A 24,873-nucleotide genomic window follows, 5' to 3' on the forward strand; every position below is an offset into this window, starting at 1 on the left:
TGCTTGGTCTGGTCAGCCGCTGAGTCGGCCGGTGGTGGCCGCGACGGGGATCGGGATCTCGAAGTGGACCGTCCCGTAGCCGCCGTGCTCGCCGGTCGTGCGGGCGTCGCAGACTTCGTCGGCCATGCTGCGCCAGAAGGCTTCCGCGCCCGGGATGTCGACGTTCGTGTGCAGGTAGATCGTGTCGTAGCCGGGGACGCCGGCGGCGAACTCGCAGGCTGTCCTGACCATGGCGCGCGCCAGTCCGTGCCTGCGGTGGTCCGGCCGTACGTACACCCGCAGGAGCTGCGCCGTGCGCCCGGAGGGGTAGCGCTCGGTGAGCCAGCGGGGGTGCGGGGGGTGTGCAGGGCCCCGGGAGTTCAGGGCGGTAGTGCCGACCACTTCTTCGCCCAGGACGGCCACGACGAGGGTGTGGCGCGGGTGCGTGAGATAGGTGCTGTCGATGTCGACGACGTCGTCGTGCCATTGGGGCACGTACCCGTAGTCGAACTCCCGGTAGAACGTGTCGAGCATGACGCTCCGTGCGCCGGGCGCGTCCCCCGGCCTGGCGTGCCGAACCACGTACGGCCCGATCTCTTGCCCCTGTGTCAGGTCCCTCATGGCTCGGTAGTTCCCTTCCGGCGCTCCGGTCTCGTGAGCGGCAGGCTACCGGAAATCCGCTCTATTGGAAATGAAAACGATTTCAGGTAGCTTCCTCCTCGTTCGATGCGGACGCCTCCCGTCAGGCAGCCCGCTTCGCAGGTATGCCCCACGGTCGTGGCGGCATTTTGAGAGGAAGTCCATTGGCGCATCTGCTGGTTGTCGAGAGCTGGGTGGGGTCGATGAGCAGGCTGCTGCCCAGGGCGATCGGGGAAGGCGGGCACGAGTTCACCTTCGTCACGCGGGACCTGCACCACTACCTGCGGGGCGCTGCGTCCGGCGGCCCGCACCCGTTGCTGGCCGCGCGCAACATCATCACCGCGGACACCAATGACATGGATGGGCTGCTGCCCCACCTGGAGCGCCTGCACGCGGTGCTCGCCTTCGACGGGGTGGTCTCCTCCTGCGATTACTACCTGCCAGCCGTGGCCCGGATCGCCGAGCGGCTGGGGCTGCCCGGCCCGGCTGTCGAAGCCGTCGAGGGTGCCTGTCGCAAGGATCTGACCCGCCGGGTACTGGCCGAGGCCGGGGTGCCGGGCCCCCGCTTCGTGCTCTGTGCCGATGCGGCGCAGGCCGCGGCCGCCGCCCGGGAGATCGGCTATCCCCTCGTGGTCAAGCCCGTCGACCTGTGCGGCGGGATGCTGGTCCGCGAGGTCCGCGACGAGCGGGAACTGGAACTCGCGTGCCGGGCGCTGGCCGAGTTCCCAGTCAACGCTCGCGGGCAGGACCGTACGCCCTCCGCCCTGCTCGAAGAGCTGCTCAACGGCCCCGAGGTAAGCGTCGAGACCGTCTCCTTCGGTGGTGTCACGGGCGTGGTCGGTGTCACGGACAAGAGCGTCGGAGGTGCGCCCGCTTTCATCGAGACCGGTCATATGTTCCCGGCGGGCATCGCACCTGAGTCGGAGCGGGAAGCGGTCGACACGGCTGTGGCCGCGGTGAAAGCCCTCGGTCTGGATCACGTGGTCTGCCACACCGAGATCAAACTGACGCCCGAGGGGCCCAAGGTGGTCGAGGTCAACCCCCGGCCCGCCGGTAACCGGATCACCGAACTCGTCCGGCACGTGACGGGCATCGACCTTGCCGCAGCCTGCGTCGACGTCGCGCTCGGCCGCATGCCTGACCTCACGCCGCGCCCGACCGGCGTGCACAGCGCCGCCATCGCCTTCCTGCTCCCCGACACCACCGGCACCCTCGTCGGCATTGAGGGCGCCGACGAGGTCCGGGTGCAGCCCGGGGTGCTGGAGCTCACCCTCGCCGAGCCCGGCCGCGCCGTACGTGCCGCGACCAGCAACAACGAGTACCTGGGCCACATCATGACCGCCGACACCCAGGGCGGCGGGGCCCGCGAGGCTGCCGAGCGGCTGATCGCGTACCTGCACCCCACGTATGAAGAGGGTTCGGCTGAAGAGTGTTCGGCCGAGCCGTCGGCGGTGCCCGCATGACCGCGTCCACCCTGCACGAACCCGCCGTACGCACCGTCGATCAGCTCATCGAGGCGGTCCGCACCGGGAGTTACGGACCAGACCCCGCCCAGGAACGCATCGCGCTCGCCTTCACCACCGCCCAGGCGGTCCGGCACGCCGGCCGCAGCAGCGGATACCGCAACGAGGTGCTCAGCCTGCGCCTGGACGCAGCCGTCGGATCCTGCGCCGTGGAGCCAGGAGCGCTGCCGGCGGCGGCACTCGACGACTGCGTCGGAGCCTCGGTGGCCGAGCTCCTCGTCCACCCGATGCTTCCCGTCCGCATCGCCGCGCTCGACGCGTACCTGGGCCGGGTACGCCCCCACACTCCCGATCACGGCGCCCGCCCTTACACCCTGTCGGCCGGCAGTTCCCTGCAGCGGTCCAGAGCCCGCGCTCGCGCCGTGGTCGATTTGCTGCCCGCGACCGGGATCCGCCGGGTCCTCGTCATCGGCGTGGTCAACTCCCTACTGGAGCAGCTGCGCGAGCGCGGTGCCGGCTACGTGCCCTGCGACCTCAAGGGCGGCACCAGCGAGTGGGGCGAGCCCGTACGGGCCGACGCCCTCGCGGAGTTGGCACACTGCGACGCGATCCTCGCCTCCGGCATGACCCTCGGGAACGGCACCTTCCAGCCGCTGCTCGACCATGCCGCAGCCACCGGGAAGCCCCTGGTCATGTTCGCGCAGACCGGCAGCGCAGTTCTCCCGCGCTTCATGGGCGCCGGGGTCAGCGCCGTGTCCGCCGAGCCCTACCCCTTCTTCTGGCTCGACGGCGGCCCCGGAGTCATCCACCGCTACGGAGGCATCCGTTGACCGTCGCACCCCCGCTGTTCCGCCCGCCGGCCCGCAGCACGAATCCGGAGCTGCTGACGCTGGTCGGAGGCACCCCGCTCGCGCGGATCCGTACGGAACTGCCCATCGCGCACCCGGGCTTCTGGGCCAAGCTCGAATGCCTCGGCGCGGGTGGGATGAAGGCGCGGTCCGCCGTGTCCATGCTGCGCGGTGCCCGACAGCGCGGCGAACTCCGCCCGGGCGCCACCGTGGTCGAATCCACCTCCGGAACCCTGGGGATCGGTCTCGCCTTCGCCGGACAGGCCCTCGGCCATCCCGTCGTCCTCGTCGGCGACCGCGAACTCGAGCCGTCCATGCGGCAGTTGCTCCGTGCGTATGGGGCACAGCTGGAGCTGGTGGAGCGGCCCGCCCCCGAGGGTGGCTGGCAGGCCGCCAGGATCTCCCGGCTCCACGAGGTCCTGGCCCGGATCCCGGACGCCTACTGGCCCGACCAGTACAACAACCCCGACAACGCAGCCGGATATGTCTCCATGGCCGCCGAACTCTGCGGGCAGCTCGACCACTTGGACGTCCTGGTGTGCAGCGTCGGTACCGGCGGCCACAGCGCCGGGCTCATCGGCCCGCTGCGTCGCCGCTGGCCGCGCTTGCAGGTGATCGGCGTCGACTCCATCGGCTCCGCCATCTTCGGCCAGCCCGCACGCCCCCGCCTGATGCGCGGGCTCGGCAGCAGCATCCACCCGCGCAACGTTGCCCACCACGCCTTCGACGAGGTGCACTGGGTGGGCCCCGCCGAAGCCGTCGACGCCTGCCGCAGGCTCGCCCGTACCAGCTTCGTCAGCGGCGGCTGGAGCACCGGCGCCGTCGCCCTGGTCTCCGCCTGGGCCGCCCGGGTCGAGGCCGGAGCAGTCGTGGCGACCGTCTTCCCCGACGGCCCGCACCGCTACCTCGGCACCGTCTACGACGACGACTTCTGCCACGCCCACGGCCTCGACCGGGCCGAACTCGCCCTCCGCCCCCTGGAGATCGCACACCCGCACGCGACTGAGGCCGTCGGCTGGACCCGCTGCCGCACCATCCTCGACCCCCGCGCGGCCACTCGGCCGCACCTGCCCGCGCCGATGTGGGGAGGCGCCGCATGAGACTCACCTGGCACACCACCGAGCTGGAACTGGCCGAGCCGCTGCGCATCTCCCGCTCGGTGATGGCCCGCCGCGACGCGGTCTGGGTCGCGATCGAACACGGCGGCCTGACCGGCTGGGGAGAGGTGGTCAGCAGCGACTACCTAGGCCTGCCCACCGCTCGCATCGTCCGGCACCTCACCACGGTGCGCCCCACCATCGAACGCCTTCCCGACCCAGAGACCGCGTGGGACGCACACGTAGCCGACTTGCTGCCCGGATTGCCGGAGCTGCCGGCCGGTGTGCTCGCCGGGACGGAGGCGGCCCTGCTCGACCTGGTCGGCAAGCGGGCCGGCCGGCCCGCCCACCAGCTCCTGGGTACGCACACCGCACCGGCCGTGCAGACGGCCCGCACGATCGGCATCGTCCCGCCCGTACCTGCGGCCGCGCAGGCCGCCCGCCTCGCACTGAGCGGATTCACCGTCATCAAGATCAAGGCCGGATCCCCCGATCCGGAGGAGGACCTGGCCCGGGTGAGGGCGGTGCAGGTCGGAGCTCCAGGGGTGGGTCTGCTGCTCGACCCCAACGGTGCATGGACCGAACGCCAGGCGATCGACCTGCTGCCGCTCTTCGCCGAGCTCGGCGTCACCGCCGTGGAACAGCCCATCGCACCGGGCAGCCCCGACGCGCTCGCCCGCGTGGCCAAGGAGTCCCCGGTGCCCGTCATCGCCGACGAGGACGCGGTCTCGTACGAGGACGCCGTCGCCCTCGCCGGACTGGTGCACGGAGTCAACGTCAAGCTCGCCAAGTGCGGCGGGGTACGGGCCGCCCTGCGGATCCACGACGCACTGCGCGGCAGCGGAACCGACCTCATGCTCGGCTGCCTCACCGCCAGCTCGCTCGGCATCGCACCAGCCGTGCACATAGCCGACCGGGCCCGCTGGGTGGACCTCGACGGGCACCTGCTGCTCGCCGACGACCCCTGGACCGGTATCGGCGGCAGGGACGGCACCGTACGGACCGCCGACCGCGCAGGACTCGGCGTCCGGCGCACGCACATGGCGGTCGTCAGGTGAAGATCCTCAGACCGATGCGAGGCTTCCCCCTCGCCGTACGACTGCTCCTGGTCAACCAACTCGGCGTCAACACCGGCTTTTACCTGCTCATCCCGTACCTCGCCACCCACCTCTCCGACGACCTGGGGCTCTCGGCTGCCGTCGTCGGCGTCGTCCTCGGCCTGCGCAACCTCAGCCAGCAGGGCCTGTTCCTGATCGGCGGCTCGGCCGCCGACCGGCTCGGCGCCCGCGGCGTGATCATCGCGGGCTGCGCCCTGCGCACGGTGGGATTCGGCCTGTTCGCCCTCGGCGACAGCCTGCCGTTGCTGATCGCCGCGTCCATACTCAGTGGCCTGGCGGGGGCCCTGTTCAACCCCGCCGTGCGGACGTACGTCGCCCAGGAGGCCGGGGAGCGCAAGGCGGAGGCGTTCGCGCTGTTCAACGTGTTCGCCACGGCTGGGGCGCTGCTCGGCCCGCTGCTGGGGACCCTGCTGCTGCTCGTGGACTTCCGGGCCGCCGCTGTCACCGCGGCCGGCGTATTCGCCGTACTCACGCTCGCGCAGTTCCTGGTGCTGCCGGCACGTGAGGTACCGGCTCCCGACTCGGGTTTCCTCGCCGACTGGCGAGAGGCGGCGGGCAACCGCCGGTTCCTGCTCTTCTCCCTCGCCATGGTCGGGATGTACAGCCTGGAGAACCAGCTCTACCTACTGCTGCCCCGGGCGGCGACCGACGCCTCCGGCTGGGGCGGCTCGGTCGGCCTGCTGTTCCTCGCCGGGACCGTCGCCAACCTGCTGTTCCAGCTGCGCATCACCCGCGCCCTGAAGGCCCGGGGGAGCAGGGGCCGTTGGATCGCCACCGGCCTGGGCGTCATGGGCCTCGGATTCCTGCCCCCGATGCTCGTCGCGGGCGCCACCACCGCGCACCCCCTGCGTCTGCTGCCAGTGCTCATTGGGGCCCTGCTGCTGCACCTCGGCGTGATGATCGCCTCGCCCTTCGTGATGGAGCTGATACCGGCCTTCGGCCGCGACAGCCTGACCGGCACGTTCTACGGCCTCTTCTACGCGGTCTCCGGGGTCGCGGCCGCCGCCGGCAGCGCGGCCATCGGCTGGTCCATGGACACAGCGGGCCACACCGGCCTGACCTGGCTGCCCTACGGCTGCTGCCTCGCCCTGGGCCTGGCATCCGCAGCGGGCGTCGCACACCTCCAGCGCAGAGGCGTGCTGCCAGTAGGGCAGGCACACGATCCGACGGCCCCCGCTCTCCCCGACCGGCTCCGAAGTGAGACGCGATGACAGTGACGACAAGCAGCAACCTGCTCACCGACCACCCCGAGCTCTACGAGGAACGCTTCCCCGACCCCGAACGGCTCGCCGCCCGCTGGACCGAGGACGTGCTGACCCGCCACGGCGCCGGCCCCCGCGTCCTCGATGTCGGGTGCGGCACGGGCCGTGACGCCGCCTGGCTGCACCACCGGTCCGGGCGCGAGGTCACCGGCATCGACACCTCGCAGGCCATGCTGGCCCACGCGGGCACGCACCACCCCGGCCCCGCGTACCACCGGGCCGACATGCGCGACTTCGACCTCGGAGCGACCTTCGACGCGATCGTCTGCCTGGACAGCGCCCTGCTCTACTGCCACACCAACGAGGACCTCGCCGCCTTCCTCGCCCGCTGCCGCGCCCACCTCACCCCGGGCGGACTCCTCGTCGCGGAGATGCGCAACGGGGCCTTCTTCCTCGGCAACACCGAGCTCCTCGACGGCCCGCGCACGAACACTTTTGCCTGGCGCGGCACCACGTACACCTCCCACACCACCCTGTGGATCGATCACGGCGCGCAACTCCTGCGCCGCCGGAGAATCTGGACCGCCGAAGACGGCTGCCCGCAGGAAGAGCAGCGCTCCGCCTGGAGGCTCCTCTTCCCGCAGGAACTCCGGTACTTCCTCACCACCGCCGGGTTCGAGGTCCTCGCGCTGCACGACGGACCCGGCCCCCGCACCGAACCGCCGTGGAGCGAAGGCGAGGCGCCGCACGGGACCACGAGTTCCGACCGCCTCCACCTCATCGCCCGGCTCAAGCCCCACCCCAGCAACGGAGACACCACCCCATGAACGACGCCCGCTCCAGCCTCGCCCGCAGGGGCTTCCTCATCGCCACCGGCGCCACCGCCCTCGCCTTCACCGCCGCCTGTGGCACCGGATCCACCACCCCGGACGCCAAGAACGCCGCGGAGGGATCCCCCAAGCAGGGCGGCAAGCTGCGCGCCGCCTTCGCCGGTGGCGGAGCCAACGAGACCCTCGACCCGCACGCCGCCAACCTGTTCGTCGACGCCGCCCGCGCCAAGGCCCTGTTCGACAAGCTCGCCGACTTCGGCGCCGACCTCGCCGCGGTCCCCCGGCTCGCCGAGCGTTGGGAGCCCAACGACGCTCTCGACACCTGGACGATCACCCTGCGCAAGGCCGCCTTCCACGACGGCAAGCCCGTCACCGCCGAGGACGTTCTCTACAGCTACCGCCGGATCGCCGACCCCAAGGGCACCTTCCGGGCCAAGGCCTCTCTGGAGCCGATCGACCTCGCTGCGAGCCGGGCGGTGGACGCCTCCACCGTCGAGTTCAAGCTCAAGCGCCCGTATGCCGAATTCCCCAACGTCCTCGCCGCGTTCGGCGCGTACATCGTCCCCAAGGACGCCACCGCCTTCGCCAAGCCCGTCGGCTCCGGCCCGTTCAGCTTCGTCTCCTTCAAGCCCGGCAGCTCCCTCCTCGTCAAGCGCAACGACGCCTACTGGGAGGGCGCACCCCACCTCGACGAGCTCGAATTCGTCGTCGCCGGCGAGGAGTCGGCACGCGTCAGTGCCCTGCTCGGCGGTCAGGTCGAGTACGCCCACGAACTGAACCCGGCCACCGCCCGCACCCACGAGGGCAAGGGCAAGATCGACGTCGTCCGTCTGCCGGGCAGCGCGATGCAGGGCTTCGTCATGAAGACCGACCGCCCGCCCTTCAACGACCCCCGGGTCCGTCAGGCCTTCTTCCTCATCGCCGACCGCAAGGAACTCCTCGACGGAGCCCTCTCCGGCGCCGGAGAGATCGGCAACGACCTCTTCGGCAAGGGCTACCAGTACTACCCCGCCGGTCTCCCGCAGCGCACCCAGGACCTCGACAAGGCCCGCGCCCTGCTCAAGGAGGCCGGTGCCGAGGGCCTCAAGGTCACCCTCGACACCGCCCCGGCCGCCACGGGCTTCGTCGAGGCCGCCGGCATCTTCAAGGAGCAGGCGGCGAAGGCCGGAGTCACCGTCGAGGTCAAGGTCGGCAACAAGGACACGTACTGGAAGGACATCCTGAACAACGGCACCTTCGCCTCCTACCGGTCCGGCGCCATGCCCATCGAGTCCCACATCTCGCAGCGGCTGCTGACCGGTTCCACCACCAACGCCACCAAGTGGCAGCACAAGGACTTCGACGACCTGTACCAGCAGGCCCAGTCGACGCGCGACGTCACGCAGCGCGGCGCTCTCTACGAGCGGATGCAGCGCCGGCTGCACGACGAGGGCGGCTTCCTGATCTGGGGCTTCGCCGACTGGATCATCGCCACCGCCCCCAAGGTGCACGGGGTGTCGAAGACGGCACCCGCCAACACCCTCGACTGGGCCCGCTTCGACAAGATCTGGATCGCGTGACACCGCACCTGTCATGGATCGGCCGCCGCCTGCTCCTCGGTCTGGGGCAGACGGCGGCCGTCGTCCTGTTCATCTTCGCGCTCACCGAGGCGCTGCCCGGTGACGCGGCGGTCGCCCTCGCCGGGGACCAGCCCGATCCGGCTCGCATCGCGCTCATCCGCGAGACGATGGGCCTGGACCGGCCCGCCCCCGAACGCTTCGCGGACTGGGTTGCCGGCCTCCTGCACGGCGACCTCGGTACCTCCCTGGTCAGCGGTCGGCCCGTCACCGGCTATCTGACCGACGGTCTCGGCCCCACCCTCCTCCTCGCCGGCGCCACCCTCGCCCTGCTCGTCCCCCTCTCGGTCGGGCTCGGTGTGCTGGCGGCCCGCCGCGAGGGCGGGCCGCTCGACAAGACCGTCAGCGCGCTGACCCTCGCGGTGCACGCCGTACCGGAATTCGCCGTCGGGGTCCTGCTCGCCACGCTCTTCGGACTGTGGCTGGCCTGGCTGCCGCCCACCGCCGTCGGCGTAGACCCGTTCACGGAGCCCGCGGTCCTGGTCCTGCCCGTCGTCGTCCTGCTGTCCCGGCCCGTGTGCACCATTAGCCGCCTCGTGCGCGCCGGGGTGATCGACGCGCTGGCCTCCCCTTACGTGGCCCAGGCCCGCCGCTACGGGGTCTCCGGCGCCCGGATCACCTGGACCCACGCCCTGCCCAACGCCCTCGCCCCCGCCACCCAGCAGCTGGCCCGTACCTGCGACTGGCTCCTCAGCGGAGTGATCGTCGTGGAGGCACTCTTCGTGATCCCAGGCCTCGGCACCGTGCTCATCGAAGCCGTCGCCGCCCGCGACCTCCCCGTGGTCCAGGGCATGGCCGTCGTCTTCGGCATCGTCACCGTCGCGGTCAACCTCGCCGCCGACCTGGCAGCCCGCCGCTTCGCACCCCGGTCCGAGGTGGTGGCATGAAGCAGAAGCCGGCACGGTCCCTCTTCGCACTCGGGCTGATCGTCCTTCCCGTCCTCCTCGCGCTGGCCGGGCCCTTCGTGGCGGGCCCGCCCGGCCCCCGCTCGGTCTCCTTCGCCTCCCTCGAAGGGCACTGGCTCGGCACAGACTTCAGCGGACGCGACGTATGGCACCAGGTGCTCCTCGGCGGCCGCTCCGTCGTGCTCGTGGCGATCGCGGCCACTGTCCTCGCCTACCTCGTCGCCATCCCCTTGGGCCTCGCCGCGGCCCTCACCCGCCGTACCTGGCTGGAGGAGGCATTGATGCGGCCCCTGGACGTGGTCATCGCGGTCCCCTCCCTCCTGCTGGTGCTGCTCGTCGCGGCCACCTTCACCCCGGGACCCGCCGGACTGACCGTCCTGGTCGGGCTGGCCGCCGTACCCGACGCCGCCCGGGTCGTCCACGCGGCGGCCGTCGAGATCTCTTCCCGGCCAGCCGTGGAAGCGCTGCGCATGCAGGGCGAGTCCTGGTGGCGCACGGCCATCGGCTACGTGGCCCGCTCCATGCGCCGCACTCTCGCCGCGGATGCCGGGATCCGGCTCACCGGAGCCCTCTACCTGGTCGCGACCGCCGCCTTCCTCGGCGTGGGCGTCCAGCCGGACGCCGCCGACTGGGCGGTGATGGTCGACCGCAACCGCACCGGCCTCTTCCTCCAGCCCTGGGCCGTGGTCGTGCCCGCCCTGCTCATCGCGGCCCTCTCTATGGGCACCAACCTGCTGTTCGACGCCGCCCTCCAACGGCACACCCCCCGGAAGGGAGCGACGCGATGACCCTCGTCGCAGAGGTACGGGACCTACGAGTCGCCATCGGCGGCCGGGCGATCGTGGACGGTGTGAGCCTCGCCGCCCACGCGGGCAGGATCACCGCCGTCATCGGCCCGTCCGGCAGCGGCAAGACCACCACCGGGCTCGCCCTCCTGGGCGAGTACCCGGCCGGCGCCGTCGTCGAGGGGGAGGTGCACACACCTGCGGGCTCGGTCGGATACATCCCCCAGCATCCGGCGTCAGTGCTCAACCCTGCCCGCCGGGTGGGCGCGCTCCTTGCGGACATCGCCGCCCGACAGCAAGGAGACCGGCTCGAACGCAGGCGCCGTGTCGAAGAGGCCTTGCGCCTGGCTCAGCTCCCGGATCCGGAGGCCGTGCTGCGCCGCTTTCCCCACCAGCTTTCCGGCGGACAGCAGCAGCGGGTCGTACTCGCGCAGGCGTTGCTGCTGGGAGCCCGGGTCATCGTCGCCGACGAACCCACCACCGGGCAGGACGTCCTCACCAAACAGGGCATCGTCGCGGAGCTGGCGGCCGTGGCCGCACAGGGCATCGCCGTCATCCTGCTCAGCCACGACCTGGACGTCGTACGGGAACTGGCCGACGAGGTCGTGGTGATGCGGGACGGGCGGGTCGTGGACCGCGGACCCGCGCCGTCGGTCCTGGAGGGTCTCGCACGGGAGGAGTTGCGCGCTGCGCGACAGCCCCGACCACGCGGTCCGATGCGTGTGGAAACGCGGAACCTGACCGCACGGCACCGCACCACGCGCGGGGTGCCCGAGGTGCTGAGCGACATCGGAGTCTCGGTCGCGGCAGGGGAGTGCCTGGCGCTCGTCGGCCGTTCCGGCAGCGGCAAGACCACCCTGGGACGCTGCCTGGCCGGCCTGCACCGTGCGTACGAGGGCACGGTCCTGCTCGACGGGAAGCCGCTGCCGCGAAGCCTGCGTTCCCGCACTCGCCCCGAACTGGCCGCCGTGCAGTACGTGTTCCAGGACGCGAAGGCCGCCTTCGACGAACACCGGCCGGTCCTCGACCAGGTCGCCCGCAGTGCCGTACGGCTCCAAGGCGCCACCCCGGCGGAAGCGCGCCGTACAGCCGTGAGCACCCTCGGCGAGTTCGGCCTGAGCGAGAAGCTTGCCGGGCGCCGCCCCGGCGAGCTCTCCGGCGGCGAACTCCAACGGGCGGCGCTGGCCCGGGCTCTGCTGGCCGGGCCAAGCGTCCTGATCTGCGACGAGATCACCTCCGGCCTCGACACGAGGACGCGGACCACGATCCTCGACGCCCTCGCCCGGCTCAGGGAACACCGCGAGCTCAGCCTGGTGTTCATCACCCACGACCTCGCGGCCGCCGCAGCCTTCGCGGACCGCATCGCGGTCCTGGACGCAGGGCGCATCGTCGAGGCAGGCCCGGCCCGTCAGCTGATCGAGCTGCCGCAGCAAGCGATCACCAAGGAGCTGCTGTCCGCCTCGCTGACGGCGCTGACAGGCCACGCGCCGGAATGCTGAGGGCGCGGTGCCTGGCCGGCAAGTAGAGGGCTGGGCCAAACGGGGAGATAGTGGAAGTGATGACCGTTTCGGTTTCCCTCCGGCAGGGAGGACGCCATGCGCGTCTCTTCAGCCCGTGGCATGGGCCCGCTCGTCGGCGTCGCCATCGCGCTGACCCTCGTCTGGTGCCCCCCGGCCGTGGCCAGCGCCGATTCAGCGGCCGACGGGCGCCGAGCCGCCCCACAGATCGCCATCCCCGTGGTCGCCTCCACCAACGTGTACGGGGACATCGTCGAGCGGATCGGCGCCGACCGGGTCGAAGTCGTCTCGATCATCAGCGACCCGGCGCAGGACCCCCACTCGTACGAGGCCAGTACGCGAACCCAGCTGGAGCTGGCCAAGGCGAAGGTCGTCGTCGAGAACGGCGGCGGATACGACGATTTCGTCGACCGGATGCTCCGCAGCTCGGACAACTCCTCCGCTGACGTGATCAACGTGGTGGCCCTCTCGGGGAAGACCGTTCCTGCAGGTGGGGAGCTGAACGAGCACGTCTGGTACGACTTCCCGACGGTGGGCCGCCTCGCGGACCGGATCGCGGCCGCCCTGGCCCGGGTCGAACCCGCCGACGCGGGCACGTTCCGCGAGCACGCCAAGGAATTCAAGGACGAGCTGGCATCCCTCCAGGACCGCACGGACCGCATCAAGGCGGACCACTCGGGCACGCCGGTAGCGGTCACCGAGCCGGTGCCGCTGTACCTGACCGAGGCCTCCGGCCTGGTGAACCGGACTCCCGCCGCATTCAGCGAGGCCGTAGAGGAAGGCGAAGAGGTCTCGCCCCGGACCCTGCGCGAGACCCTCGCGCTGTTCGCCGGCGGGAAGGTCGAGGCGCTCGTCTACAACGAGCAGACGGCGGGGCCCCAGACCGAGAAGGTCAAGAAGGCCGCCGAGGACAACCGCATCCCCGTGATCTCGGTGACCGAGACGCTTCCCGCAGGCGAGGACTACATCGGCTGGATGACCGCCAACGTCGACGCGCTCAACGGCGCCCTGAGCCGGTGAGGTGCTGTGGACCGTACGGAAGCCGTCGCGCCGCTCACCCACCCCGGACCCACTCCCCGGGGGGACGACGCTTCCGCCGCACCGGTCATCAGTCTGCGCGGGGCCGCCCTTGCCTATGGCGACCGAGTGATGTGGCGCGAGCTGGACCTCGACGTACGTCCCGGCGAGTTCCTGGCGGTGCTGGGGCCGAACGGCTCGGGCAAGACCAGCCTGCTGCGCGTGCTCCTCGGGCGCCTGCCGCTGACGGCGGGCACATTGGAGGTTCTGGGCCTGCCGCCCCGACACGGCAGCCGGTACGTCGGGTACGTGCCGCAGCAGAAGGCTCTTCCCGCCCACACGATGCTGCGAGCCCGTGACCTGGTACGGCTCGGCATGGAGGGGCACCGCTGGGGGCTACCGCTCGCCCCCGGCGCGGTTCACCGCCGCGTGGAGGAGATCCTGGATTCCGTAGGAGCCCTGCCCTACGCGGACGCGCCCGTCGGCATGCTGTCGGGTGGTGAACAGCAGCGTGTCCGCATCGCGCAGGCCCTGGCTACCGACCCGCGGATCCTGCTGTGCGACGAGCCCCTGCTCTCCCTGGACCTGCAGCACCAGCACACGGTCACCGCGCTGGTGGACGAGCGGCGCCGCCGCGCCGAAACCGCCGTCGTCTTCGTGACGCACGAGATCAACCCGGTGCTCGGTCTCGTCGACCGCGTCCTGTACCTGGCCCCGCACGGATTCCGGATCGGCCCGCCGGACGAGGTGATGACCACGGCCGCCCTGTCAGAGCTGTACGGGACCCAGGTCGACGTCCTGCGCGTACGGGGCCGCATCGTCGTGGTGGGGGCACCCGACACCGCCGGCACGCACCACCCCTCCTCCACCACCAACGGCGGTGGACGGCCATGACCGGACCGTGGCCGCTGGCCGACGGCGCTGAGGACGGCGGCGTCTGGCGGCAGATCTTCAACTTCGAGAACTACGGCGACCTGCTGGCCCTGGTCCACAACTCGCTGCTGGCCGGGGCCCTGCTGGGGCTGGTGGGCGGGCTGGTCGGCGTGTTCGTGATCATGCGCGACCTGCCGTTCGCGGTGCACGGGATCAGCGAGCTGTCGTTCGCCGGCGCGTCGGCGGCACTGCTGCTGGGGGTCAACATCGTCGCCGGATCCATCGTGGGCTCCCTGCTCGCGGCGGCGGCCATCGGCGTGCTGGGGGTGCGCGCCCGTGACCGGAACTCCATCATCGGCGTCCTCATGCCGTTCGGTCTGGGCCTGGGTGTGCTCTTCCTGTCCCTCTACAAGGGGCGGGCGGCCAACAAATTCGGGATCCTGACCGGCCAGATCATCGCGGTCGACACCCCGCAGATGGCATGGCTCCTCGGCACGTCAGCGGTGGCGCTGGCTGCCCTCGTGTTCCTCTGGCGGCCGCTCACCTTCGCCAGCGCGGACCCGGAGGTCGCCGAGGCCAGGGGTCTGCCCGTCCGTGCCCTGTCGCTGGCGTTCATGCTGGTTCTCGGGCTCGCGGTGGCTCTGTGCGTCCAGATCGTCGGAGCCCTGCTCGTCCTCGCGTTGCTCGTCACCCCGGCGGCCGCCGCCGCCCGGCTCACGGCCTCCCCGGTGTTGCTGCCGGTGCTGAGCGTTGCCTTCGCGCTCGTGGCGATGGAAGGGGGCATCCTGCTCGCCCTCGGCAGCACCGTCCCGATCAGCCCGTACGTCACGACCATCTCGTTCCTCATCTACCTGGGATGCCGGCTGGCGGGCGGGCGGCGCGGCGCCCAGGGGGCTCTGGCCCGGGCTCGGCTCGACCCGGTGGGTGCGGCGGGTCCACACTGAGAGGGAGGTCCGTCGTGCCGTTCGGCGCGTACGGAAGGAGCTGCTCATGCACCCCCTCGCGATCGCCGCTGCGACAGGCGGCAAGCTGGCCCATTACGCGATATCCGGCGTGGTGGGCGGCCTGATCATCAAGAACGCACCCGCCGCGGCTCCGGCCGCGCGCAAAGCGCTGGTCAGCGGTCTCGCGGGCGGGATCGTGGCGAGCAGATGGCTGGCCTCGGCTGCCGAGGAGGCCCGGTTGAAGGCCGGCGACATGCTGGCCGAGGCCCGTACATCGCTCGGCGAAGAGGTGCCCCCGCCGTCCGCGGTCACCGTCAATCACGATGATCACGGACACGAGCACTGATCATGTCGACCGTCCTGGTCTGCTCGGTGGCCACGGGGCGCGTCCGGCTGTCAGTGCCCTGGCTGAGAGCACGGCCCGGCTGCGCCGGCCTCGTCGACGACCGGCTGACCGGCATCAGCGGTTTCCGCGCGCTGCGGATCTTCCCGCGTACCGGCAGCGTCGTGATCTGGGTGGCCCCTGACGACTTGAACGTCCAGCAACTCGTCGAAGCCCTTGAGGAGGCCCCGCCCACGTCCGTGGTGGCGGCCAAGCCCTCCCGCTCCCTGCCCGACACCTCCACCGGAGAAGTGGCCCGGCTGGTCGTCGGCGGAGCGGTCCTGGCCTTCGTGGCGCTGCGGCGCCTGCTGGGCCGGCCCCGGATCTCCTTCGGATCCTCCGGGCTAGGCGTGGTGACCGTCTTCACCGGTCTGCCGTTCTTCCGGGGTGCCCTGCGCACGCTGCGCGGCCGCAGCAGCCCCGGTACGGACACGCTGGTCACGGCAGCGACCGTCATCTCCCTCGTGCTCCGCGAGAACGTGGTCGCCCTCACCGTCCTGTGGCTCCTGAACATCGGCGAGTTCCTCCAGACCCTCACCCTGCGCCGCACGCGCCGCGCCATCGAGGAACTGCTCACCATCGGCGACGAGCGCGTGTGGCTCGTACGCGAAGGCGTCGAGCTCGAGGTCGACCTGGAGACCGTGGAGCCCGGCGACACCGTTGCCGTGTACGAACACCACCGCATCCCCGTCGACGGACACGTGCTCACCGGCGAGGCACTGGTGGACCAAGCGGCCGTCACTGGCGAGGCGCTGCCCGTCTACTCCAGGGAAGGCGCCCACGTCTACGCCGGCACCATCGTCACCTCCGGCTCGCTCACCATCCGCGCCGACTCCGTCGGCCGGGACACCACGGTCGGCAGGATCATCAGCCGGGTCGAGGAGGCCCAGTCGGACCGGGCCCCGATCCAGACCGTGGCCACCCGCTTCACCCAGCGCTTCGTCCCCGTCTCCTTCGCCCTGGCCGCGGTCACCTACGTCGTCACCCGTGACGCCCGGCGCGCGATGACCATGCTGCTCATCGCCTGCCCCTGCGCGGCCGGGCTGGCCACCCCGACCGCGATCAGCGCGGCCATCGGCAACGGTGCCCGCCGCGGCACCCTCATCAAGGGCGGCACCCACCTGGAGGGCATCGGCCGGGTCACGGCGGTCGTCTTCGACAAGACCGGCACCCTCACCTTCGGCAAGCCCCTGGTCACGAGCGTGGTGACCCTCAGCGAGACGGTCACCGCCGACGAGGTGCTGAGTCTGGCCGCCTCCGGCGAACTGCACGCACGCCACCCGCTCGCCCAGGCCATCGTCGCCCGCACCGAGGAGCAGCACCTCCACGTACCGATCCACCAGGCGTGCGAGGTCGTCCTCGGGATGGGCATGCGCGCCGAACTCGACGGAACCCGACTCCTCGTCGGCAGTCCCGCCCTCCTGCGCCAGCACGGCGTCGACCTCACCGAGGACGCCCAGAGCTGGACCGACCGGCTGCGCGCCGGCGGTGAGACCGTCATCTGCCTCGCCCACGACCAGGACCTCATCGGCATGCTCGGCGTCTCCGACGCCGTCCGGGCCGGCGCCGAAACCGTCGTGCAGCAGCTGCGTGACCTCGGGGTCTCCCGCCTGATCCTGCTCACCGGCGACGCGCAGGAGACGGCCCAGGTCGTCGCCGACACCCTCGGAATCACCGAAGTCCACGCCCACGCGCTCCCGGAGGCCAAACTCCAGCTGATCCGGGACCTCCAGGCCGAAGGCCACACCGTCGCCATGGTGGGTGACGGCACCAACGACGCTCCCGCCCTCGCCCTCGCCGATGTCGGCATCACCATGGGGGAGCACTCCTCCCATGTGGCCCTGGAGACCGCCGACATCGCCCTGGCGGGCAACGACCTGCGCCAGGTCGCCGCCGTCGTGGAACTGAGCCGCCACACCCTGCGCGTCGTACGGCAGAACTACGGGCTCGCCATAGGAGTCAATCTCCTCGGCCTGGTCGCGGGTGCCGGCGGTTCCATGAATCCCGTCCTCGCGGCCCTGCTGCACAACACCAGCAGCATCGCCGTGGTGGGCAACTCCGCCCGGCTGGTCAACCACACTCCGCACCTGCCCCGGGTGGGTGACGACGTCCTGCGGCGGGCCCCGCTGGAGGAGCGCCGCGTAGCCCACCGGGATCCGGCAGGGCGAGCCGATGACGAGCCCGAGCCGGAGGGTAGCTAGCGGCCCGCGTACGGGAGCAGGGCCATCTCGCGGGCGTTCTTGATGGCCAGGGCGAGTCGGCGCTGCTGCTGGGCGGTGACTCGGGTGACGCGGCGGCTGCGGATCTTGCCCCGGTCGGAGATGAACTTCCGGAGCAGGTCGGTGTCCTTGTAGTCGATGTACGTGATCTTTGCCGCATCCAGGGGGTTGGGGCGGGACTTCAGCGGCTTGCTGGGGGAGGGGCGGCGGGCCATCGGTGTTCCTCAGGGGTGTGGGGCGTGAAGGGGGCGGTCGGTCAGGAGACCGAGTCGAGCAACGGACCGAAGGCGGCGGGGAGTTGCTTCCAGCCTTCCCGCCCGGCTGTGTACTCGGCTTCGGTCAGGAGGCACGAGTCCAGAAGCTGTTCGATCCCGTCGCGGTCGAGGCCCGGTGAGGTGAAGACGAGGTGCTGGCAGCAGTCGCCGTGTTCGGGGTCCCAGTCGAGTGCGGCCGCGGCCTGACGCATGGCGGGGACCAGGTCCCAGGCGGCGTCGGGGAGCGAGGCCAGCCAGGGGCCGGCGCTCTCCACGCACAGCGCGCCACCTGCCGCGTCCCACGCCAAGAGGGTGTCGGGCCGGTCCGCGAGCCAGAACCGGCCGCGGCTGCGGGCAGCGGCGCAGGTCAGGTCCGCCAGGGCCTCGTAGAGCCGCTCGGGGTGGAAGGGCCGGCGGCGCTGCCAGACGAGCGTGGCGACTCCGGCTTCGTCGGCTTCCTGGGGGAGGAGCGCGCACGCGGGATGCTGGGCGGCTGCGGCGCTCTCCACGTCGAAGCCGGCGAACGCCAGGCGGGTGAGTGCGCTGGAACCGGTGGGCACCTGGTGGGCGGTCGGGTGCAGTTGGGCGAGCAGGGCGCGGTCCTCGTCGTCGGCCTCCTCGCTGTCGGCGATGGCGAGGACCGGCGCGTATTCGAGCTGGCGGGCCCAGGTGTCCCCGACGGTCCGCTGGTCGGTGGCCGCGGCGGCGAGTCCGGCTTCGGCGAGGTCGTCCCCGTTGCCGAGGCAGGGCAGGACGAGCGCGGGGTCGACGGCGGTGATCACGTTGGTGAGTTCCAGCGCGTCACCGGCATGGGCGGCCACGACCTCGGCCATCGCCCTGGGCTCGACCGAGTCCCAGAGCTCCACGACCGCCAGCCGGGTCAGCCCGCCGGCGGCCAGCCGCTCCAGCTCGGGGACCAGGTCCTCGCGCAGGGCGCAGCAGGCGCAATCGTTGACCAGCGGCGTCTCGTCGGCGGAGATGGCGCCCCCGGAATCGCGCAGCGTGCGGAGCACCGTACCGCCGGCAGCGGAGGACAGGTCGTGGTGCAGGGCGATGCTCCCCGGCACGGAGCGCAGCAGGTGCTCGACGGTCTCCTTGCGTGCGTCGGCGTGCATGCCGCCGACGATCACGACGGGGAGGGTCACTTGGGCCCTCCGTAGCGGCGCTCGAAGCGCTCGACGCGGCCGGCGGTGTCCAGGACGCGTGCGGTGCCGGTGTAGAAGGGGTGGCTCTGCGAGGAGATCTCGACGTCGATGACGGGATAGGTGTTGCCGTCCTCCCACTCGACCGTCTTGTCACTGGAGGCGGTCGAGCGCGTGAGGAACGCGAAGTCGGCGGCCTTGTCGCGGAAGACGACGGGGCCGTAGGCGGGGTGGATTCCAGGCTTCATGGGGTCGCTCTCTCTGGAGGAGGGGCTTGCTCAGCGCTCTTCGCGGAAGTCGACGTGCCGGCGGACAACAGGGTCGAACTTGCGCAGCACCATGCGGTCCGGGTCGTTGCGCCGGTTCTTGCGGGTGACGTACGTGTAGCCGGTGCCGGCGGTGGAGCGGAGCTTGATGATCGGGCGTACTTCGTCGCGTGCCATGGAGACAGTATACGGAAATGGAAATCGTTTTCAATAATGGGCTGTGGTGTGTCCCTGGGAGGCCGGGCCGGACGGTGCCGTGGCTGCGACCACCGTCCGGCCCGGAGTTTCAGGCCGCCTGAGGAGCGGCGGATTCGTGCTCGCAGGCGTCGTCGATCCCGTACGTCTCCCAGTCCGGGAAGTCGTCCACGGCGGGCACGGCCTCGCCCGGGGAGAGCAGGCAGGCTTCGAGCGCCGCCCGCAGTGAGTCAGCGCGCAGGCCCGTGCCGATGAACACGAGCTCCTGGCCCTGAGCGGTGTCCGGCCCGCGGGCGCCCGAGGGCTCGAAGCGGGCGACGGCGCCGGCTTGGGACCAGAGGCCGGTCACGCGGGGGCGGCTGGCCAGCCAGAAGAAGCCCTTGGAGCGCAGGACCTGTCCGAACGTCCCGCTGTCGAGGCCCTTGGTGACGAAGGTCCACAGTCGGCCGGGGTGGAACGGCAGGTCGGAGCGGAACACGAGCGAGGAGATCCCGTACTCCTCGGTCTCCGGGACGTGGTCGCCGTTCAGTTCCTTGACCCAGCCCGGGGCCTGCTGGGCCCGCTCGACATCGAACAGGCCCGTGCCCAGCACCTGCTCAAGAGCCACCTGCCCGCGGACGGCGGGAACGATCCTCGCCTCCGGGTTGAGCCGCGAGAGCGTCGCGCGAAGCCGGGCGACGTCGGTCGGCCCGACCAGGTCGAGCTTGTTGAGGACGATGACGTCCGCGAACTCGATCTGGTCCATGAGGAGATCGCTGACGGTGCGTTCGTCGTCCTCGTACTGATCGAGTCCGCGGGCGGTGAGCTCATCGCCGCCGGCGAGCTCCGGCAGGAAGTTCGCCGCGTCCACGACGGTGACCATCGTGTCGAGACGGGCCAGGTCGCCCAGGGTGGCGCCGTCGTCGCGCGGGAACGAGAACGTGGCCGCCACCGGCATCGGCTCGGAAATCCCGCTGGACTCGATGAGCAGGTAGTCGAAGCGCCCCTCGCGGGCCAGCCGGTCGACCTCCTCCAGCAGATCGTCGCGCAGGGTGCAGCAGATGCACCCGTTGGTCATCTCGACCAGCCGCTCCTCGGTGCGCGACAGGGCCGCCTCGCCGCCGCGCACGAGTGCGGCGTCGATGTTGACCTCGCTCATGTCGTTGACGATGACCGCGACCCGCAGGCCCTCGCGGTTGGTGAGCACGTGGTTGAGCAGCGTGGTCTTGCCGGCCCCGAGGAAGCCGGACAGGACGGTGACGGGCAGCGCGGCAGGCTTCGTGCCAGTCATCCGGCTCAGCCTTCGGGGCGCAGAAGGCCGCGCTCGTAGGCCTTCGCCAGGCGCTGGGGGACCTGGTACACGGAGCCGTCGACCGTGATCGGGACGAGCTGCGGGGTCGTGGCCTTCCACTGGGCCCGGCGGTGGCGGGTGTTGCTGCGGGACATCTTCCGTTTGGGGACTGCCATCGGGATCTCCTGAGGTGTCGAGGGCGTTCGACGGGAAAGCTACATGAAAATGACGACCATTTTCAATCTGGTGTAGGAGTACCGAGGCGAGTGGGCGTGCGACGTTGCGGGGGCGCGGCCTCCCGTGCGGGGGAGGCGGGGGCGTTGTCAACGGGGAGCGGCTGGGGGCGGGGCCCCCGTGGCCGGCGTGCGCGACCGGGACCTCTGGCCCAACGTAGCCGCGCGCGACGCCCGTTGGAGCCCCCCTTGGCGCCGCGGGGGCGTCGCGCGCGACCGCGTTCACCTAATCAGTTATGGGAATCGTTTTCAACGGTGGAAGGTCGGGCAACCTGAGGATGCAGCGGTCGTCCTTGCCGCACTGGAGTGGCGCGGCGCTTCCGGCCGCGGGGCGAGCGTGAGAGGGGAGCGGGGGGCGCCGCGGGTTGGGAGTACGCTGCGGTCGTCAACGGCGTCGGTTCGGCCCCCGGCGGGACCGAACTCGCGCACGAGGCGGACCTCGCGAGGCTTCCTCTTCCCGACCGCTGAGCCAGGGGAATTACCGTGGCATCTGTCATGGTTCGTAAGCGTGGAGGCGTAGGTTCCGTGGCCTGACGCAACCAGCCTGCGTGCCCAAGGAGGAGGAAGCGGTGGCGACGGTGGCGACTGTGCCTGGCGAGACGAATGGTGCGCCAGTCCGGCAACGGTCGACCCGGCAGCGGGCCGCCGTAGTGGCGGCGCTCGACGCTGTCGACGGGTTCCGGAGTGCGCAGCAGCTGCATGATGTGCTCAAGCGTCGCGGCGACTCCGTGGGTCTGACGACCGTCTACCGCACCCTTCAGCACCTGGCGGAAGCGGGTGAAGTGGACGTGCTCCGCACCGGCGACGGCGAGGCCGCCTACCGGCGCTGTTCCAGCGGCGATCATCATCACCATCTGGTCTGCCGCTCGTGCGGCAAGGCGGTGGAGGTCGACGGTCCGGCCGTCGAGAAGTGGGCTGCGGCGATCGCGGCCACACATGACTTCGTCGGCATCGCCCATACCGTGGAAGTCTTCGGCACCTGCGCCGACTGCACAGCGGCCGCAGCTTGAACGGCGGCTGAACCGGCGTCCGCACAGGCCGACGTACCCCACCGGATCTCATGGCGGGGTACGTCGCCAGCGGAATGTCATCCGGGGGGTGTCTCTATGTCCGGAACATCGCGCGTTTGAACTGCCGGTTTCCGCCTCGTGGTGCGTGTTCGCCGTGGATCGAGGTGCCCGACGATTTCATGGTGGGGGCGAGGCCGGCGTAGGAGGCTAGGTGGGCGGCACTGGGGAAGCCTGTGCCGTCGCCGACGGCGACCAGCAGGACGGCGGCGGTCCTGACTCCGACTCCGGGTATCGAGGTCAGGACCGGGTGAAGAGGGTGGGCCTCCAGCAGGGTGCTGATCTGGGCTTCCAGGGCCCGGCGCTGGTCGTGGACCGCGGTGAGTGAGGCGGCCAGGGACGGGATCACGATGTCGAGGGTGCCCGTGCCGGGAACGATGACGGTCTGCTCGTCCAGGGCATCGAAGACGTCGTCGATCAGCCGGGCGGCCATCGGCGGAGCCTTGGGCCGGATCACCTCGACGAGTCTGCGACGGCCGGCCTTGCGTAGAGCGGCCGGGGATCCGTAGCGCTCGAGGAGCCATGTGATGGCGGGGTGGTCCAGCCGGGGTCCCAGGACTCGCTCGAGGCTGGGGTGGAACTGGGTCAGTAGCCCGCGGATCCGGTTGGAGGTGCGGGTGGCTTCCGCGGCGAGGTCCTGGTCGAAGCCGGTCAGCACCGTGAGCTCGGCGGTGATCTCGTCGGTCAGCTCCAGCGAGCAGCGCACCCCGTACAGGGCGGGGCGCGGGTTGTCGCTCATGCCTCCGTCGACGGCACGACGAAGACGGTCTCTCCCGTGTGTTTGACGGCCAGTGCGCGGTACAAGGCGACGCCCACTGGTCCGACGACGGCACGCACTGGTTCGATGACGAGCCGAGGCACGGGCAGGTCCGCGGCGGCGCAGGCCTCGCCGAGCTCGGCGCGGATCCGGCGGGCGAGCGCGGTGAGGTCGAGGGCGGGTTCGCTGGGCCGGTAGGCGATGCCGTGGCCGCCGCCCATGTCCAGCTCGGGCAGTACGACCCCGGGCGTGTCACGAATACGGGCCATCAGTCCCACCATGCGGCGGAGCGCCACCAGGTACGGCTTCACCTCGGTGATCTGCGAGCCGATGTGGCAGTGCAGGCCCGTCAGTTCGAGCTGTGGCTGGTCGAGTAAGCGCGCGAGGGCGTGCTGCGCCGACCCGTCCGGCGAGGCCGACGGAGGCGTCCGCCTCGACGAGCTCGAAGCCATCGGACTGACGGCGCCCGATGGACCGTGCGAGACCCTGGCCGGCCTGATCGCCGCGCGACTCGAGCGCCTTCCCGTCGAGGGCGACACGGCCACCGTGGACGGCTGGGAGCTGACGGTCCTCGCCATGGAGCACCACCGCGCTGACCGGGTGTCGATCACCGCCCCGGCCGGTTCCGCCCCCACCGATGAGGAGAAGCGCCGATGACCGCGATCCAGCTACTGATCGGCGCGCCTTCACCCTGATCGCCAACGCTCTTCGTCAGCGCCGAGTTCGCCGTGATCTCTGTAAGCCGCAGCCAGATGACCGCCGCTCCAGAGCCACATGTGTCAATGGACGCCGAGGAAGATGCCGCCCGGGGTGCTCAGATCGTCGTTGTAGAGGTGGAACGCACGGATGGACTTGGTGACTTCCTGCTGGGAAATGAAGGCGTCGCGGTCCAGGTCCAGCCGCTGGAAGGCGAGTGGAGCGTCCTCGGGGGAGATCCCCCAGAGGCCCAGGTACCTGGCGAACTCATCCCGGCTGATCTTCTTGTCCCCGTCGACGTCCACGACGTCGAACACGGCCCGCGCGATGTCATCCAGCAGATGGGATCCGTTGGCGCCGAATCCCGCAGCTCGGTTCGCCGCGACGAACTCGTCGAGGGACAAGCGCTCCTGCCCCGGCGACGCCTGCTGCAGCAGCCCCAGCCACTGTGACCAGTACGCCCGTTCCAGAGAACTGATCTTGGGGTCATCCTTGGCCAGCTCGTAGCCGGTCGCGTACCTGTCCACGATCCGCTCATGGTCACCCCACCCGACGAAACCGTCCTCGTCGGCGTCCAAGGCCACGAACAACCTCCGCAGCCTGCGGGTGATCGGATCGGCGATGGCCATACGTCATGTCCTTCCTGAAAGGGCGACCGGCCGGGGGCGGCGCCGACGCTCCTCATTGTGACCGTACCGGCAAGATGCACGCGGCCCTGCTGCCCTGAGTCATCCCTGATATACCCCCCTACCCCTCCCTGAGATGTGTCAGATTCTTTTGGCAGGTACTTCCGGAAGGTGCCAGGTTTGAGTGACAGGTACGGACGAAGGGGCCCTGACGCATCCTGAACGTCGGCACGGCACACAGTGGCAACTCCTCTGACGGAGCCGGCCACCGCTCATAGCGGGAGCAGGAGCAGCCCAACGCAGCAGCAAAACCCTGCCTACGACAGGGGCACCTCCTCGACCGCTCGACGCACTGGTGCGACGCACGAAGTGCAGAGAAGGCGCGAGCCGTCGCGAGGGTGGTGGTGTGGAGTGGTGGGGCCCGGCCGCCCGGGCACAGCAGCTGCGGTTCACGATGCCTCGTCCCGGGCCGCCGTCAGGCAGCAGGCTTCGGGGCGAGGTGAGCGGATCAGGTGCGCACTGTTCGCTCCACTACGCTGAAAGCGGTGTGGAGCTGTCAAGGGTGACCTTCTCGTGGGTCTGCGCACTTTCGTGTCCGATGCTTGGTCGTGCCGGACAGGCGCGCACACCTCTCCCCGCCGAGGGCGGGGCCGTGGCTGCTCCGAGGTCGGCGGCGGATCCGTCCCCGGGTCGGCGGTGAGTTTGCTCCTGCGTCTCCTCGCCGCTGACGAAGACGTCGAGTGGGTTGAGGTCCGCGAGTTCGGTTGGGCCGCGTACGGCTGCGGCCAGACAGGTCGGAGAGGACAGGCCACGTCAGCGTCAGGCGGGGCCCGGACGCAGCCATCGCGCCCGGCAGTCAGCCGGGCCGGGAATGCCCATGTCGGCCCTGTTCTTGAGAGCTACGGTTGGGTGGCGTGCTCGCCGGAATCAGGC

The 24,873-nt window shown here is 70.9% G+C and carries 24 protein-coding genes and 3 pseudogenes; 17 read left to right on the plus strand and 10 right to left on the minus strand.

What is annotated here, in order from left to right; translation table 11 throughout:
* Nucleotides 1-12: 12 nt before the first annotated feature.
* Nucleotides 13-513 (minus strand): GNAT family N-acetyltransferase, encoded by a 501-nt coding sequence (locus ACFWBW_RS03460; RefSeq protein WP_385367929.1) that lies wholly within the window; start codon nt 511-513, stop codon nt 13-15.
* 269 nt (nt 514-782) lie between these two features.
* Here ACFWBW_RS03460 and ACFWBW_RS03465 point away from each other — a divergent pair, with 269 nt between their 5' ends.
* The 15 genes from ACFWBW_RS03465 (at nt 783) to ACFWBW_RS03535 (ending at nt 17,416) form a co-directional block, all read left to right on the plus strand.
* Nucleotides 783-2,081: an ATP-grasp domain-containing protein gene (locus ACFWBW_RS03465; protein WP_385367931.1), complete on the plus strand. Its 1,299-nt coding sequence runs from the start codon at nt 783-785 to the stop codon at nt 2,079-2,081.
* Complete coding sequence (locus ACFWBW_RS03470) at nt 2,078-2,911, plus strand: Rossmann-like domain-containing protein (protein WP_385367933.1); 834 nt, start codon at nt 2,078-2,080, stop codon at nt 2,909-2,911. Before ACFWBW_RS03465 ends, ACFWBW_RS03470 begins: the two co-directional genes overlap by 4 nt.
* Nucleotides 2,908-4,029, plus strand: coding sequence for a PLP-dependent cysteine synthase family protein (locus ACFWBW_RS03475; protein WP_385367935.1), 1,122 nt, complete (start codon nt 2,908-2,910; stop codon nt 4,027-4,029). Before ACFWBW_RS03470 ends, ACFWBW_RS03475 begins: the two co-directional genes overlap by 4 nt.
* Entirely contained in the window at nt 4,026-5,084 is a 1,059-nt protein-coding gene (locus ACFWBW_RS03480) for a dipeptide epimerase (RefSeq protein WP_385367937.1), read from the plus strand. The genes ACFWBW_RS03475 and ACFWBW_RS03480 overlap by 4 nt, the downstream gene beginning before the upstream one ends.
* A 14-nt stretch (nt 5,085-5,098) precedes the next feature.
* Complete coding sequence (locus ACFWBW_RS03485; protein ID WP_385367939.1) at nt 5,099-6,355, plus strand: MFS transporter; 1,257 nt, start codon at nt 5,099-5,101, stop codon at nt 6,353-6,355.
* A complete protein-coding gene (locus ACFWBW_RS03490; RefSeq protein ID WP_385367941.1) occupies nt 6,352-7,173 on the plus strand; it encodes a class I SAM-dependent methyltransferase in 822 nt (273 codons plus the stop codon). The genes ACFWBW_RS03485 and ACFWBW_RS03490 overlap by 4 nt, the downstream gene beginning before the upstream one ends.
* Nucleotides 7,170-8,735: an ABC transporter substrate-binding protein gene (locus tag ACFWBW_RS03495; RefSeq protein WP_385367943.1), complete on the plus strand. Its 1,566-nt coding sequence runs from the start codon at nt 7,170-7,172 to the stop codon at nt 8,733-8,735. The genes ACFWBW_RS03490 and ACFWBW_RS03495 overlap by 4 nt, the downstream gene beginning before the upstream one ends.
* The gene (locus ACFWBW_RS03500) at nt 8,723-9,679 is read left to right on the plus strand and encodes an ABC transporter permease (RefSeq protein ID WP_385368074.1); all 957 of its coding nucleotides are present in this window, start codon (nt 8,723-8,725) and stop codon (nt 9,677-9,679) included. The genes ACFWBW_RS03495 and ACFWBW_RS03500 overlap by 13 nt, the downstream gene beginning before the upstream one ends.
* On the plus strand, nt 9,676-10,485 hold the full coding sequence (locus ACFWBW_RS03505) for an ABC transporter permease (RefSeq protein WP_385367945.1): 810 nt from the start codon (nt 9,676-9,678) through the stop codon (nt 10,483-10,485). Before ACFWBW_RS03500 ends, ACFWBW_RS03505 begins: the two co-directional genes overlap by 4 nt.
* Nucleotides 10,482-11,981, plus strand: coding sequence for an ABC transporter ATP-binding protein (locus ACFWBW_RS03510; RefSeq protein ID WP_385367946.1), 1,500 nt, complete (start codon nt 10,482-10,484; stop codon nt 11,979-11,981). The genes ACFWBW_RS03505 and ACFWBW_RS03510 overlap by 4 nt, the downstream gene beginning before the upstream one ends.
* A gap of 96 nt (nt 11,982-12,077) precedes the next feature.
* On the plus strand, nt 12,078-13,019 hold the full coding sequence (locus ACFWBW_RS03515; RefSeq protein WP_385367948.1) for a metal ABC transporter solute-binding protein, Zn/Mn family: 942 nt from the start codon (nt 12,078-12,080) through the stop codon (nt 13,017-13,019).
* A 6-nt stretch (nt 13,020-13,025) separates the two neighbouring features.
* Nucleotides 13,026-13,910, plus strand: a complete 885-nt coding sequence (locus ACFWBW_RS03520) for a metal ABC transporter ATP-binding protein (RefSeq protein WP_385367950.1) — start codon at nt 13,026-13,028, stop codon at nt 13,908-13,910.
* Nucleotides 13,907-14,833, plus strand: coding sequence for a metal ABC transporter permease (locus ACFWBW_RS03525; RefSeq protein ID WP_385367952.1), 927 nt, complete (start codon nt 13,907-13,909; stop codon nt 14,831-14,833). The genes ACFWBW_RS03520 and ACFWBW_RS03525 overlap by 4 nt, the downstream gene beginning before the upstream one ends.
* Before the next feature lie 46 nt (nt 14,834-14,879).
* Nucleotides 14,880-15,179 carry a DUF1490 family protein gene (locus tag ACFWBW_RS03530; protein WP_385367953.1) on the plus strand — a complete coding sequence of 100 codons (300 nt, stop codon included), beginning with the start codon at nt 14,880-14,882 and terminating at the stop codon, nt 15,177-15,179.
* A gap of 2 nt (nt 15,180-15,181) precedes the next feature.
* Complete coding sequence (locus tag ACFWBW_RS03535; RefSeq protein WP_385367955.1) at nt 15,182-17,416, plus strand: heavy metal translocating P-type ATPase; 2,235 nt, start codon at nt 15,182-15,184, stop codon at nt 17,414-17,416.
* Here the strand turns inward: ACFWBW_RS03535 and rpsR are convergent.
* The 6 genes from rpsR to rpmF all read right to left on the minus strand — a co-directional run bounded on the left by rpsR (nt 17,413) and on the right by rpmF (nt 20,737).
* Nucleotides 17,413-17,649, minus strand: coding sequence for a 30S ribosomal protein S18 (rpsR, locus tag ACFWBW_RS03540; protein ID WP_385367957.1), 237 nt, complete (start codon nt 17,647-17,649; stop codon nt 17,413-17,415). The two genes, ACFWBW_RS03535 and rpsR, sit on opposite strands and share 4 nt — an antisense overlap.
* 41 nt (nt 17,650-17,690) lie before the next feature.
* A complete protein-coding gene (locus tag ACFWBW_RS03545; RefSeq protein WP_385368076.1) occupies nt 17,691-18,803 on the minus strand; it encodes a CobW family GTP-binding protein in 1,113 nt (370 codons plus the stop codon).
* A gap of 26 nt (nt 18,804-18,829) precedes the next feature.
* The gene (locus ACFWBW_RS03550; RefSeq protein ID WP_031149134.1) at nt 18,830-19,078 is read right to left on the minus strand and encodes a type B 50S ribosomal protein L31; all 249 of its coding nucleotides are present in this window, start codon (nt 19,076-19,078) and stop codon (nt 18,830-18,832) included.
* A 30-nt stretch (nt 19,079-19,108) separates the two neighbouring features.
* Nucleotides 19,109-19,273, minus strand: coding sequence for a 50S ribosomal protein L33 (gene rpmG, locus ACFWBW_RS03555; protein ID WP_385367959.1), 165 nt, complete (start codon nt 19,271-19,273; stop codon nt 19,109-19,111).
* 109 nt (nt 19,274-19,382) lie between these two features.
* Nucleotides 19,383-20,561, minus strand: a complete 1,179-nt coding sequence (locus tag ACFWBW_RS03560; RefSeq protein ID WP_385367961.1) for a GTP-binding protein — start codon at nt 20,559-20,561, stop codon at nt 19,383-19,385.
* Between the two features lie 5 nt (nt 20,562-20,566).
* Complete coding sequence (gene rpmF / locus ACFWBW_RS03565) at nt 20,567-20,737, minus strand: 50S ribosomal protein L32 (protein ID WP_243338867.1); 171 nt, start codon at nt 20,735-20,737, stop codon at nt 20,567-20,569.
* Nucleotides 20,738-21,372: 635 nt separating this feature from the next.
* Here rpmF and ACFWBW_RS03570 point away from each other — a divergent pair.
* The gene (locus ACFWBW_RS03570) at nt 21,373-21,804 is read left to right on the plus strand and encodes a Fur family transcriptional regulator (protein ID WP_385368078.1); all 432 of its coding nucleotides are present in this window, start codon (nt 21,373-21,375) and stop codon (nt 21,802-21,804) included.
* A gap of 103 nt (nt 21,805-21,907) precedes the next feature.
* On the opposite strand, the pseudogene ACFWBW_RS03575 reads toward ACFWBW_RS03570, so the two are convergent.
* Both ACFWBW_RS03575 and ACFWBW_RS03580 read right to left on the minus strand, forming a co-directional pair.
* Nucleotides 21,908-22,555 (minus strand): annotated as a pseudogene (locus ACFWBW_RS03575) (transposase); the annotation flags it as partial.
* Nucleotides 22,556-22,561: 6 nt separating this feature from the next.
* Nucleotides 22,562-23,028, minus strand: a pseudogene (locus tag ACFWBW_RS03580) (diaminopimelate decarboxylase); the annotation flags it as partial.
* A 1-nt stretch (nt 23,029) separates the two neighbouring features.
* Here ACFWBW_RS03580 and ACFWBW_RS03585 point away from each other — a divergent pair.
* Nucleotides 23,030-23,275 (plus strand): annotated as a pseudogene (locus ACFWBW_RS03585) (transporter associated domain-containing protein); the annotation flags it as partial.
* A gap of 122 nt (nt 23,276-23,397) precedes the next feature.
* On the opposite strand, the gene ACFWBW_RS03590 reads toward ACFWBW_RS03585, so the two are convergent.
* Nucleotides 23,398-23,943, minus strand: a complete 546-nt coding sequence (locus ACFWBW_RS03590; protein ID WP_385367963.1) for an EF-hand domain-containing protein — start codon at nt 23,941-23,943, stop codon at nt 23,398-23,400.
* Between the last annotated feature and the right edge of the window lie 930 nt (nt 23,944-24,873).

The sequence above is a fragment of the Streptomyces sp. NPDC059957 genome (assembly GCF_042730015.1).
GTDB lineage: Bacteria > Actinomycetota > Actinomycetes > Streptomycetales > Streptomycetaceae > Streptomyces.